This window comes from Sphingomonas abietis (assembly GCF_027625475.1).
GTDB lineage: Bacteria > Pseudomonadota > Alphaproteobacteria > Sphingomonadales > Sphingomonadaceae > Solisphingomonas > Solisphingomonas abietis.
Window position 1 is genome coordinate 1,314,167 of record NZ_CP115174.1, and the last position, 12,518, is coordinate 1,326,684.

Below are 12,518 nucleotides of genomic sequence, written 5' to 3' on the forward strand. Positions count from 1 at the left end.
GCGCCGAACTTAGGAGGTGTCAGACCGTCGAAGGGAAGGATAAGCCGGGCGTAGACGGTGTAAAGAGGCTGCGATGCGGCGCCCGGTTCGCGCTGTTTCCGCCAGCCGATCACTTCAATTCCGGATATCCTCGCCGCGTCGAATGGGCTGCCAGTTTTTCAAGCGCGTCGTATCGCGACTGCCGCAGCACATCGACACCGGCGATCAGCAGCGCATCGACGCTCGCGCCATTGGCGTCATCACGGATGGCCTGCCGGACGGCCCTTCGCAAAATGCGCAGTCCGGCGTCGGACGTCGCCGCCGATGTCACCAGCGGCAGGCCGGGCGAGGGCGGGCTCCAGGCCAAGGTTCTCAATCGGCGGGTGGATAGCGGATCCTCGCGCTCGAGATGCGCGAAGGTCACGCAATCGATCGCGGCGATGTCCGCCTCGCCCGCCGCTACGGCTCTTATGCTCGCATGATGCGACCCGGTGATGAGGACCGATCCGAAGAATCGGCCATCGGTCGCCAGCGGCGCCGCCATGGTGCGGAAGAGATTCATGCCGGTGTTCGAATTCTCGGCGTTGACCGCTGCCCGTCGGCCCCTCAATTCGGGGAGGGCAACGGCAGCCTCGTCCCGGCGGACGACGATGCGGCTGCGATGCGAGGCGCCCTCGCAGCCGGCCGCCTTGTAGTGGGGGGTCGCGACATATCGCAAACGGCCGCGCCATTGCGTCGCGAGCGGATAGCCGCAGGCCTGGGCGAGCAGCAGATTCGGGTCGTCCCAAATCTCTTCGAGCGATCGGGTCCGGTCGAGCCCCGCGGGTACATCGTCGAGCCCGGCCGCACGCAGATGATGCGCGATGGCAGACCAGAGCGCATCATTGGCGCTTTGCAGCCCGGGGGCATCGTACATTGCGAGCGACGCGACATGACCCGTCATCGAGGTGCCGTTTCCGCCAAGAAGCGGGGATGGATCAGCGCATCATGAGCGCGCAAGCCGTAACGCCGCGCGACGTCGCCATAGCCGCGATAGACGAGGCCGCCATTGGCATGGACGATGGCCGCACGGTTCCGACGGTAGAAGGCCGGTATCCGATACCAGGGCAACGCCGGAGCCGCATGGTGGACGGCATGGAGGTTGTTGTGGAGGAACAGCAGCGACAGCGGCCCGGCTCGCTCGACGATCGCGACGCGATGGCCCGGCGCGGTCGCGGCACGATGCTCCGCGAACGATCGCAGCAGCGTGAGCGCGCTGCCCGGATAGACGAAAGCGAGCAGATAAAGACCGACGCCGAGGTGGCAGATCGAAAGCCACGTCAATATGAGCGCGACGCCGATCATATGCGGCGCCCAATCGCGCACAGCCTCGGACGGCGTCCGCCATGCCCGTATGGCCTGCGCGCCGAGGAAGCCCGCGATCATGATCGCCGGCCCGAGCAGCAGCCGGCCGAGCAATGGCGCCTGGACGGTCGCAACGGCACGCCGAAGCGTCTCGCGCCACCCGGTCGCAGGCAACAGATAATGGGATTCGGGATCTTCGCGGGGATCGGTCGTCTCGCTGGTGGCGTGATGCGCAAGGTGATCGCGACGATAGCATGTGTAGGGAAGCCACAGCGACAGCGGAACGGCACCGATCAGGCTGTTGAGCCTTGGCCACGGGGTCGGATGGCCATGGATCGTCTCATGCTGGAGCGAACTGTGCCACGCGACGAACCATCCGCCCGCCACGACGAGCAACCCGGTCGGCAACGCTGCGTGGAACCAGGTGACCGCCATCCATCCGCCATAGACCACCATGGTCAGGGCCATGGTCGGCCATTCGATCGTCATCCGGCGTTTCGAGCGCGAGTCGGTGTTCAATGCGTCCGTGCCTCCAAAACGTCCCGCCGGCTGAGCAAGAACTGGCGGAGCCGGTCGAGCGATGACCGCTCATCCGAACGGTATGGCGAAACTGACGACGCAGCGCGGGCTCAGCAACAAATGTCTACTTCAGTGCTAGACAATGTTTCTTAGGTCGGATGATCCCGCAGAAACCGACCACCGATGGGGTCCGGCTCGATCCCGCGCAGGGACATCGCGGCCGATCGGGGAGGGAATGGCGAGGATCGCTCGCTGGTCCCCCACCAAGTGACCTCGGCGCTCCCGCTACACCCCTGAGGCGCGCGGAACCGCCTGCGCGGCCATGAATTCGGCCAGCTGCGAGACTTCGGGGCCGAGCGGTCGATCTTCGCCAAGCGGCGCGCATTGGGATCGCACCACGGCCTGGATTGCGCGCATATCCCCACCGAGCCGGTCAGCGACGCCGCGCAGCTCGATCGCCTGGGCCGCGACGATGAGCTCGATCGCGACCAGATGGCGCAGATGCGCGATGCCGTCGCTCACCTTGGCGACGACCGCAGGCGCCATCGAGGCCTGGTCCTCGATCCCGTCCGACACCGCCATCACGCCGAGCGAAATGGGCTGGGCAAGGTGGCGGATCAGGGCCTCGGACGCCGCGATCGTCTTCTGTAGCGCGCCGAAGCCTGTCCAGGCGGGGCCGAGCGGCGTCAGATAGCGCGGCAATTCCGAAACGGCGGCCGACATCATCTTCAACGTGCGGTGCGCGGTGCCGGTCGCGACATGGGTCAAGGCCTGACCAAGCCTCTCCCAGCTCAGCACGAAGGCGGTCAGGTCAAAATTGCCCTGGGACAGCATCACCCCGTCATCCGCCAGGACGACCGGATTGTCGCCGGAGCTTGCGAGTTCGATCCGGACCGCCTCACGGGCTTCCCGGATGGCGTGGAGCAGCGCGCCCAGCACCTGGGGCACGCAGCGGTAGCTCAGCGGATCCTGCAGCCGCCGCGCGGCGCCGGGCGCCCATAGAGCGCTGCCGGCCAGCAGGGCCCGCAGCCGCGCGCCAGCCTCGATCTGGCCGAAGGCGGGACGCGCGGCGAGGGCGCGGGCATCGAGGATCGAGAGATTGGCGCGGAAGCCTTCGAGGGCCAGCGCGGTGGCCACGAGCGACCAGTCGAACAGACGCTCGACATCGGCAAGCACCAAGCACGCCAGGCCCACCGAATAGCTGTTGGCGGCCACCAGCGCATGGCCGTCCCTGGCGGCGAGGGGGAGGGGATCGAGGCCCGCCGCGCGTAGCGCCTGGTCTGCCGGCAGCAGCTCGCCATCGCGCTCGACCATGCCATATCCCATCAGCCCGCGGGCAAGGTGGGCGAGCTGGGCGAGATCGCCGGCGCCGATCGAACCCAGGGCTGGAACGGCGGGATGAATGCCGGCATTGAGCGCGTCGAGCAGCGCGGCACAGGCCGGCCACGAAACTCCGCTGCCGCCGGCGATCATTCCGGAAATCCGCGCCGCCATCATGGCTCTCACGGTCTCGCGCGGCAGCAAGGGGCCGACGCCGACCGAGCGGCCATCGGCGACGCGACGCTGGAATGCCGCCTGCTCTTCCGCGTCGAGCCGCGTATCGGCGTTCGCGCCGAGCGCCGTCGTCAAACCATAGACCGGCAGTTGTCGCGCCGCATAATCCTCGACCACGGCATGCGCGGCCTGGATGCGTCCACGCGCGGCATCCGACAGGACGAGCGTGGCGCCCGTGCGGGCGATGGCGGCGACATCGTCCGGCGAGAGCGGCGAATCCGTCATGTCGAGCCTCGTCATCGCGGCGATATTCCAGCCGTCTCGGCACCACTTCCGCGGCCAAGCCAATGGCACGGCGCTGCCCGGGCCATGGCAGCGCGGGTGTCGACCGCAGAGACGCCGGCGGCGGCGGCAGAGGCGCTCATCAGGCGAAGCGGAGGCGCTGGCCGATGCCCAGGCGCGCACCTTTTTCGAGCATCGCATGGCCAAGGGCGATGTCGGACAGCGACAGGCCGCGGTGCCAGAACAGGATCGTCTCGTCGTCGCTCTGGCGGCCGGGTTTCAGCCCGGCCACAATCTCGCCGAGCTCGGCATGCAGCGTCGCCTCCGAAAGCTTGCCCGTTTCGACATCGGCCCGCAGGCTGCCGAACTTGCCGCCCTTGCACTGCCCCCAGTCGTCGACGACGATCTTCGCCATGATGTCGGTGAGGGAGAGCTCGACGGCGCTCATCGTCCCATAGGGAATGACGAGCGCACCGGGCTTGATCCAGTCGGTGCGCAGCAACGGCGTCGGCTCGTGGAGGCGCGATGCCTCGACGACGATATCCGCGCCCTCGACGCAGCTCTGCCAGTCGGTCGTCGCGCGAACCGGCTTGCCAAGATCGCGGCTCAACCGGGCCGCGAAGCCGTCGCGGCTTTCCGGGCGGCGCGAATGGACGCGGATCTCGTCGAAATCGAACAGACGATCGAGCAGGCGCACATTCCAGTAGGCAGTGCCGCGGGCGCCGATATGGCCCAAGATCTTCGATCCCTTGCGGGCGAGATATTTGGCGCCGAGCGCCGAGACGGCGCCGGTGCGCATGTCGGTGATCCCGCTCGCGTCGAGCATCGCGCGCGGCACGCCGGTCGCGGGATCGAACAGCATCAGCATCGCGAGTTCGGAGGGCAGGCCTTGCTGATAATTGTCGACGAAATCGCCGACCACCTTGACCCCGGCAAGGTCGATCGGGGCGCGGAGCGCGCCGCGCAGCACATTGAAATGGCCGTTGGAAACCTTGGGTTCGAGATGGACCCGAGGCTCGATCACCGCTTCGCCGCGTCCCTGTGCGGCAAGCCCCTGTTCGATCGCGAGGAGAAGTTCGTCATCGTCGATCGCCAGCGCCTCGATATCGAAGCGGTTGAGATAGGTGATGTAGATCGGCGGCGTCTCGGCCATATCGGTCCTCGTCATATTGATCGTCTGTTTGATGGTCTATGTCCGCCAGGCGTCGGCGGCCTCGCCCAGCGCCGAACGGAGATCGGCCAGCCATGGCTCGAACGCCCGCCACTGATCGAGCCCGTCGCGGAAGATCGGCTGGCGGACCTGCTCGCTGCTGGGCGTCCGCACGGCGCGGCGGTTCTGATGGAAGTCGAGACAGGCCGGGTCGAACGCCAGACCGCAATGCTCGAGCAGGCGGCGGACCTGGGCGTCGAGATCGTCGATCACATCCTCGTGGACGACCTTGAGCACGCGCCCGGGCAGCACCGCCTCCCAGTGCCGCATCAGATCGAGATAGGTGCGGTAATAGCGCGCGATGTCGTCGATCGAGTAAGTGAACTCCTGCCCGCGCGCGAACAGCTGCTTCAGGTTGGAGAAGCAGCACGCCATCGGGCTGCGGCGAACGTCGATGATCTTCGCGTTGGGCAGGATGAGATGGATGAGGCCGATATGCCGGAAATTGTTCGGCATCTTGTCGACGAAAAAAGGGCGGCCGAGCACGCGATGCGCCCGTGTGCCGGCAAGATAGGCGTCGCCCAGTGCGCGGGCCCGTTCGCGGTCGAGATCGGCGAGGACGGCCGGATAGCGCGGACGATCGAGATCGGGATCGCGGCCCTGCAATTCCTGCACGATCCGCTGGATATCGGGCAATTCCTGGGTGCCTTCGACGTGCGGATGGCTGGCAAGGATCTGTTCGATCAGCGTGCTGCCTGAGCGCGGCAGGCCGACGACGAAGATGGGATCCGGGGCCGGCGCGCCGAAATCGGCTCTGGCGGCGAAGAAGGCGGGCGTGCCCACGCGTTTCTGCTCGGCCGTGTTGGTTTCGAGGATGTCCGGACGATAATGGCTGGACGCGCGCTGCAGGGCGTTGCCCTGCGCATAATGCGTCCATGCATCGGCAGTGTCGCCGACATCCTCGAGCGCCTTGCCGAGCGCGAAGTTGAGATGGACACGATCTACGTCGCTGGTGCCGGGTGCCGCCTGCGCCGCCCGCATCGCGGCGAGATCGTCGGCCGGGAAGCGATAGGTTTTGAGGTTGGCGAGGCTCCACCAGCCGTCGCCGAAATCCGGGCGCAAGGTCACGGCGGTTCGGTAGGCGGCAATGGCATCGGGCAGACGACCGACCGTCTTCAGCGCGTGCCCCCGCCAGAGCTCGATATCGGCGAGGTGCGCCCGCAGGCCGGCATCGTCCCCGGGGTCGTCCGGCAGCGCGGCGCGGATCTGCTCATAGAGCCGGATCGCCTCGTCGGTCTGGCCGAGCCCGACGGCGATCGTCGCGGCCATCTCACGCAAGGCGAGATTGTCGCCATCCTCCGCCAGCAGCGGTGCGAGTACCGCGCCGGCCTCGGCGAATTTGTGCCGGGCGAGCAGCGTCTGGGCATATTCGTGGCGCGCGGCGCGGTGATCGGGCACCATCGCGAGCACCGCCGCGTAGAGGATCTCGGCGTCGTCCAGCACGTCCTGCGACAGGCCGATCTTCGCCAGGAGCCGCATCGCCTCGGGATGATCGCCATGGTCGAGCAGGAAGCGCCGCATGAGCGCCTCGGCGCCCACCCCATCCCCGTCGGCGAACAGCGAGGTCGCCTGCACGATCGGATAGGGCAGCGATTGCAGCGCCAATTCCTGCGACCTGGCCTCCTGCGCGCCGGCGTCGTCGCCGACCATCCGGGAGAGGCTGGCCAGCATGTGCCAGCTCTGCGCCAGCGCCGGATTGATGCTGACGGCGGCACGGAATGCCGCGATCGCCGCTGGCGCGTCACGGCGGACGACGTGGCAGAGGCCGCGCTCCTGATGGATCAGACTGAAGCCCGGCTGATCCGCCACGAGCCGGTCGAGGATCGCCAGCGCGCCTTCGATGTCGCCGAGGAAGCGGAGGCTGGTCGCGCGGAGCAGCAGCAGATTCCGATCCGCCGGGAATCGCTGGAGGGCGACGATGGCTTCGATGGCGGCCCGGCGATGATCGCCGCCGTGCTGGATCGCGCGGAGCCGAGCGATACATGCGCTCCGCGTCTCGTCGGTCGCCGCGGGCAGGGGCGGTTCAGTATCGGTCATCGATCGCTCTCATAGCGTGCCGGCGTCCGATCCGTGAGCGCGCGGAGGTGGACCATAGGGTCCAGGGGCAAGGAGATGCGGTCATCGTGCCGAGGCGGCGGCCTGCGCCACGAACCGCGCGACATAATCGGACGACGGCGCGCTCAGCAAGGTGGCGGGTGGCCCCGCCTGCTCGACCCGGCCATCGCGCATCACGACGATGTGCGCGCCCAGGCGCAGCGCCTCGCGGATATCATGAGTGACGAAGACGATGGTCTTGCCGAGCTCGGCCTGAAGATCGAGCAGCTGCGCCTGGAGTTCGTCGCGGATCAGCGGATCGAGCGCGCTGAACGCCTCGTCCATCAGCAGCACATCGGGATCGCAGGCGAGCGCGCGAGCCAGTCCGACGCGCTGGCGCATCCCGCCCGACAGGGCATCGGGATAGGCGCGCTCATAGCCGCCGAGGCCGAGCTTCGCCAGCCATGCGGCGGCCCGCGCCTCGGCATCGCCGCGCTTCACGCCATGCAGCGCCAGGCCGAAGGCCGCATTCTGAAGAACCGTGCGATGCGGCAGCAGCGCGAAATTCTGGAACACCATGGCGACATGGGTGCGGCGGAAGGCGCGCAGTGCCGGCAGGCCGAGCCGGGTGATATCCTCGCCATCGAAGCGGATCGCGCCAGATGATGGGTCGATCAATCGGATCAGGCAACGCAGCAGCGTCGATTTGCCCGAGCCGGACAGTCCCATGATCACGGAGATGGCGTCGCTGGGCAGCACCAGATCGATGTCGCGCAGTGCCACCGTGCAGCCCGTGCGTTCGAGGATGGCGGCCTTGTCCAGCCCTTGCGCGACGAGGACCTGCGCCGCCTTGCCATGGCCACCATAAAGTTTGTTGACGCCGGTGAGTGCGATCTCAGCCACGGCGCGTCCTCCGGTCGGCGACCAGCGCCTGGGTCGTTCGATCGAGCGCCATCGCCAGCACGACGATGGCGAGGCCGGCCTCGAACCCCTTGCCGACGTCGAGCGACTGGATGCCGTTCAACACCTCCTCGCCGAGCCCGCGCGCGCCGATCATCGAGGCCGTCACCACCATGGCCAGGGCCATCATGATCATCTGGTTGAGGCCGGCGAGGATGCTGTCGCGTGCCAGCGGCATCTCGACATGGATCAGCGTCTGCCACGGCGTCGCGCCGAAGGCCGCCGCCGCCTCGCGTACCTCCGGATCGGCGTTGCGGATGCCGAGCGCGGTCAGGCGGATCAGCGGCGGCGTCGCGTAGATCACCATCGCCAGGATCGCCGGCGCCTTTCCGAGGCCCAGCAGCATCAGGGCCGGGATCAGATACACGAAGCCCGGCATCGCCTGCATGAAATCGAGGATGGGGGGAACCACCGATCGGGCGAGCCGCGACTTGGCGGTGACGATGCCGAGCGGCAGGCCGATGGCCAGTGCGATCAGCGACGATACCAGCATGAGTGTCAGCGTCTGGAGCATCTGGTCCCACAGGCCGAGCACGCCGATGATGAAGAAGGCGGCGGCGACCATCAGGGGAGGGACCGCACGACGCGCGCCGAGCAAGGTGACGCCGGAGAAGAGCGCGATGATCAGCCACCAGGGAATGACGCGCAGCGCCGCGTCGATCGACGAGGTCAGCGCGGTGAGAGTCCCCGCGATTCGCCGGAACGTGCCCCCCGAATTGGTGACGAGGCTCGCCACCCAGCGATTGACCGGCGCGCGGATCGACACTTCCCAGCCGGCTGGGAACGCGCCCGATGCTGCGGCCGTATCGGCGTCGCCATGCTGCAGGCTATGGTCGAGACGGGCGGCCGCCTCCGCCGACAGCCATTGCCGCCGAAGCCCGGGGTTCGCCCGCAGGAACAGCAGGGCCTGGGCGGCCGGGGAGCGCTGGTGAGCCTGTGCGTCGGCCAGTTCCGCATTCAGCACGCTGGCCGGAATGCTGATCTTCTCGAACAGCGCGCGCAGCGCCGGCGCGCGGGCGGCGAAGGCTGCGTTAAGGCCGGCCGAAAGCAGCGCCGGAGGCCAGCTACAGGCGGTGCGATGCTGTCCGTCGGGATTTACGAGGTCGGCCCAGCAGCCGGCTTCGTAGGGTGCCTCGCTGAGCCGGAACAGCCGGAACCGGCCGGCGATGGTGCTGGGCGAATAGCCGTAGAAGACGATCGGTCGATGCTGGACCATCGCCGCGACGATGGCGGCATCCATCGCGGCGCCGGATCCGGGGCGAAAGTCGACATAGCGGTCGTTCAGGCCATAGGCGTGAAGCTTCGCGGTGTTGACGCGTTCGCATGTCCAACCCGACGGACAATTGAGGAAACGTGCCTTGGTCGGTTGCTCGGGATCGCGGAAAAGCGCCGCATAGCGCGGATCGGCCAACTGCTGGACCCGGGCCAGGCCGGCGGCCGGGGCATTCGGGCCATGCACCAGGGCGTCGGGTACATAGATGCCTTCCTGGCCACCCGTCACGGTCTGGCCGACCGCGATGACCTGGCCACGGGCGCTCGCGGCATTCCAGATCGGGCTGCGTCCCGCCCACTCCTCGGCGATGACCTCGATATCGCCGGTGGCGACCGCCTGTTCGAGCGTGACGGTGGTGCCGGGCGTGGTCGTCGTCACGCAGCCATAGCCGCGTTCGAGAATGGCGCGATCGAGCGCGGTCAGGAACGCACCGCTGTCCCAGTCGAGGCCGGCGAATGCGATCGGCGTGGGGACCGGGCATGCGGTCGCCGCGGCCCGCGCCGGCGCAGATATCCAGAATGCCGCCATCAGCAGCAGCGGTGCGATGAGGGATGACAGGCGCAGAACGGGCGTCGGTCGCGGGCCCGTCGTCGGGCTCACCATCCGGGGGATCGCGATGCGGAATCGCGGTGCGGCCGGATCATCGGGCCGCACCGCGTCCTTCGGGGCACTGGTCATGGGCGCGATGTCAGAAGCTGACGCCCACCTTCACGCCATAGGTGAGCGGCCGAACCGGGATCTCCTGCTTGATGCGCTCGGTCGAGGAGGTAAAGGTGCTGGCATGGCTGTTGGCGAGATTGTCGCCGAAGAGCGAGATCGTCCAATTGTCGCGGCGGAAGCCGATGGTCGCGTCGAGCAGCGCGTAGCCGGGCATACGGTAGCGCAGCAGCGCGGTCGACGGGATCGTGACGCCCTCGCCCGAGGGGTAGGTCGACGGCTCATTGTACATCGCGCTGGTATAGGTCACGCCTCCCGAGACGAACCAGTTGAGACTATTCTGGCCCTGCCATTCATATCGGGCGCGCAGATTGCCCTGGAAACGGGGGCTCAACGGCAGGCGCGAGCCGACATTCCCGAACGGGCTGACCGCAGTGCTGATGCACTGGCCGAACGTCGAAGAGCCCGGATAATCGGACACGAAGCAGGGCGAACTGACCTGCTTGCTGTCGTTATAGGTGGCGCCGCCCTGGATCGACAGGCCGGCATAGGGCCGAACCGTGACCTGCGCCTCGGCGCCCTTGACGTGGAAATTGGCGCCGTTCGTGACGAAGGCCAGGTTGCCGAAGCCCTCGGGATTGAAGAACTGCAACTGCATGTTCTTCCAGACCATATAATAAGCTGAAAGGTTGAGCGTGACCGTGCGGTCGAAGAGGTCGGTCTTGAGGCCGACTTCCCAATTGGTCAGGCTGTCCGGCTTGTAGCCGTTGGGGCGGATATATTGGGGCGTGCCGTCCGCATCGGGCAGGATCGGCTTGGGCCCGCGATTGAAACCGCCCGGGCGGAAGCCCTGGCTGAACAACCCGTAGATCATCGTGCCGGGTCTCGGCTTCCAGGTCAGCACGCCCCGGCTCTTGAAGCCGTGATAGGTGACGTGATCATTGTTGGCGCCGAGATCGACGTCATAGCCCGGGAGCGTACAGACGAGCACGTTGAAGCAGGCGCCGGGCGAGGTGCCGAACTGCGACCCGACCTCATATTCCTTGTAATTATAGTAGCGCGTGCCGCCGGTCAGCGTGAGCGTCGGGGTGATGTCCCAATCGACCGACCCGAAGAAGGCATATTGACGATATCCGCGCTGGAGGTCGTCGCCGAACGTGGTGCCCGCCGGCTCGAAGCCGGGCTCGTTCGCGGCGGCGCCCGGCAGGGTCTGGTTGAGGCCGTTGCAGCCGGTGCCGGCGGCAATCAACGCGCTCGTGCAGGTCGGAATGGTCCCATAGAAATAGCGCTGCACATCGTCGATCTCGAACTTCTCGTAATAGGCGCCGGCGAGCAGGCGAAGCGGCTTGTCCTCGGGCGACGAGATGCGAAGCTCTTCGGTGTGATGCCTGTTGTGGATGTCGTCATGCCAATAGGCGACCGGCGAATAGCAATGGGTCGCCCCCGTTCCAAAGCCGGTGGCGCTGCCGGTGCATTGATAATACATGCCGCCGGCGGTGCGGGAGTAGTTGGAATAATCCTGCTGCTGCTCGACATGGCGATCCATATAGGCGCCGGTATAGACGAGCTTCCAGTCGCCGATCTTGCCGTTCACGGTCCACGCCGTGTTCTCGAACGTGTCCTTGTTGTAGCTGGGCACGAAGGTCGTGGTCTCGAGCGACCCCAGTTTCTGGAAATCGGAGCCGGACGGGAAGGATGAGAATGTCCCCTCGGCATCGAGGCGCTGATAGCTTTCGGTGACGAGCAGGTTCCAGTCGGAATTGATATCCCAGAGCGCCTCGATGCGACCGCCGGTATAGTCGATCGGGTTATAGTCCTTCTTGGCGAGCGCATCGTTATTGTAGACGCCGTTGTTCGCCTGGTTGGTCGGGCTGGGCACGAAGCCATAGGCCTGCGAACCGCTATCGGAGGCGAGGCGCGTGAAGGCACTCGCGACATTGTCGATATAGCCGCCCTCGTGATTTTCGTAGAAGGTCGCGCGGATCGCCACGCTGTCACGGATCACCGGCAGGTTGACGGTCCCGGTGAACGAGCCGTTGGGCGCTCCCCCTGCGGTGCCGCCGAAACTGCCTTCGACGTGCCCGGAGAATTGGTCGATGACCGGCTTGTTGGTAATGTAGCGCACGGCGCCCGCCTCGGCGCCACCACCGAACAGCGTGCCCTGAGGCCCCTCGAGAACCTCGATGCGCTCAAGATCCGCGGCATAGACGTCGACATTGCGCCCCGGAAACTGCATCGACTGGTCGTCCAGGTACAGCGCCACGTTCGGGAAGGTCGAAATTCCGCCCGAGCCCTGGGTCGCGGCGACACCGGCGGAGAGGCCCCGCATGAAGATGAGGCCCTGGCCCGGCCCCTGCGAACCCAGCGTGACGTTGGGTGTGTATTTGATCAGGTCGTTGAAGGTGTTGACGTTGAGCTGGGACAGCGTCTTGCCGGACAGCGCCTGCAGCGTCATCGGCACGGTCTGGATGGACTGATCGCGACGTTGCGCGGTGACGATGATGTCACCCCCATCGGCCGCGGCCGGAGCCGCGCTCGCTGGCGCGTCGTCCGCCCGGGCAGGCATGATGCAGGCAGCGGCAACGGTGCAGGCCAACGACAGCCGCACCCGGCGCAAGGATGTCATCAATGGAAAATCCCCCAAGATTTTGGCCGGTGTCCCTGCAGGCCGGCCGGATCATTTTATATCCTGGCACAACAGCGGCGTAGCCCGCCATCCCCGTGCGTTAATCTCTAGTAGGGTGCTAGGGAAATTAGGGTCAAGAT

At 66.8% G+C, this 12,518-nt stretch carries 8 protein-coding genes; all 8 read right to left on the minus strand.

Translation table 11 applies throughout. The features are described 5' to 3' along the window. Positions 1-109: 109 nt before the first annotated feature. Positions 110-922: a phosphate/phosphite/phosphonate ABC transporter substrate-binding protein gene (locus tag PBT88_RS06400; protein WP_270078380.1), complete on the minus strand. Its 813-nt coding sequence runs from the start codon at positions 920-922 to the stop codon at positions 110-112. Beyond that, positions 919-1,791, minus strand: coding sequence for a fatty acid desaturase (locus PBT88_RS06405; protein ID WP_270078381.1), 873 nt, complete (start codon positions 1,789-1,791; stop codon positions 919-921). Before PBT88_RS06405 ends, PBT88_RS06400 begins: the two co-directional genes overlap by 4 nt. A gap of 336 nt (positions 1,792-2,127) precedes the next feature. Continuing rightward, positions 2,128-3,636 carry an HAL/PAL/TAL family ammonia-lyase gene (locus PBT88_RS06410; protein WP_270078382.1) on the minus strand — a complete coding sequence of 503 codons (1,509 nt, stop codon included), beginning with the start codon at positions 3,634-3,636 and terminating at the stop codon, positions 2,128-2,130. A 124-nt stretch (positions 3,637-3,760) separates the two neighbouring features. Continuing rightward, on the minus strand, positions 3,761-4,786 hold the full coding sequence (locus PBT88_RS06415) for an ornithine cyclodeaminase family protein (protein WP_270078383.1): 1,026 nt from the start codon (positions 4,784-4,786) through the stop codon (positions 3,761-3,763). A gap of 21 nt (positions 4,787-4,807) precedes the next feature. After that, the gene (locus PBT88_RS06420; RefSeq protein WP_270078384.1) at positions 4,808-6,865 is read right to left on the minus strand and encodes a tetratricopeptide repeat-containing sulfotransferase family protein; all 2,058 of its coding nucleotides are present in this window, start codon (positions 6,863-6,865) and stop codon (positions 4,808-4,810) included. Positions 6,866-6,946: 81 nt separating this feature from the next. After that, positions 6,947-7,765 carry an ATP-binding cassette domain-containing protein gene (locus tag PBT88_RS06425; protein ID WP_270078385.1) on the minus strand — a complete coding sequence of 273 codons (819 nt, stop codon included), beginning with the start codon at positions 7,763-7,765 and terminating at the stop codon, positions 6,947-6,949. Then, positions 7,758-9,773, minus strand: coding sequence for a glycine betaine ABC transporter substrate-binding protein (locus tag PBT88_RS06430; RefSeq protein ID WP_270078386.1), 2,016 nt, complete (start codon positions 9,771-9,773; stop codon positions 7,758-7,760). The genes PBT88_RS06425 and PBT88_RS06430 overlap by 8 nt, the downstream gene beginning before the upstream one ends. A 10-nt stretch (positions 9,774-9,783) precedes the next feature. Continuing rightward, complete coding sequence (locus PBT88_RS06435; protein ID WP_270078387.1) at positions 9,784-12,378, minus strand: TonB-dependent receptor; 2,595 nt, start codon at positions 12,376-12,378, stop codon at positions 9,784-9,786. Between the last annotated feature and the right edge of the window lie 140 nt (positions 12,379-12,518).

Coding starts and splice junctions, on each gene's coding strand:
- PBT88_RS06405 (WP_270078381.1), bottom strand. CDS start 1,791: ATGGCCCTGACCATGGTGGTCTATGGCGGATGGATGGCGGTCACCTGG.
- PBT88_RS06430 (WP_270078386.1), bottom strand. CDS start 9,773: ATGACCAGTGCCCCGAAGGACGCGGTGCGGCCCGATGATCCGGCCGCA.
- PBT88_RS06410 (WP_270078382.1), bottom strand. CDS start 3,636: ATGACGAGGCTCGACATGACGGATTCGCCGCTCTCGCCGGACGATGTC.
- PBT88_RS06415 (WP_270078383.1), bottom strand. CDS start 4,786: ATGACGAGGACCGATATGGCCGAGACGCCGCCGATCTACATCACCTAT.
- PBT88_RS06435 (WP_270078387.1), bottom strand. CDS start 12,378: ATGACATCCTTGCGCCGGGTGCGGCTGTCGTTGGCCTGCACCGTTGCC.
- PBT88_RS06420 (WP_270078384.1), bottom strand. CDS start 6,865: ATGACCGATACTGAACCGCCCCTGCCCGCGGCGACCGACGAGACGCGG.
- PBT88_RS06400 (WP_270078380.1), bottom strand. CDS start 922: ATGACGGGTCATGTCGCGTCGCTCGCAATGTACGATGCCCCCGGGCTG.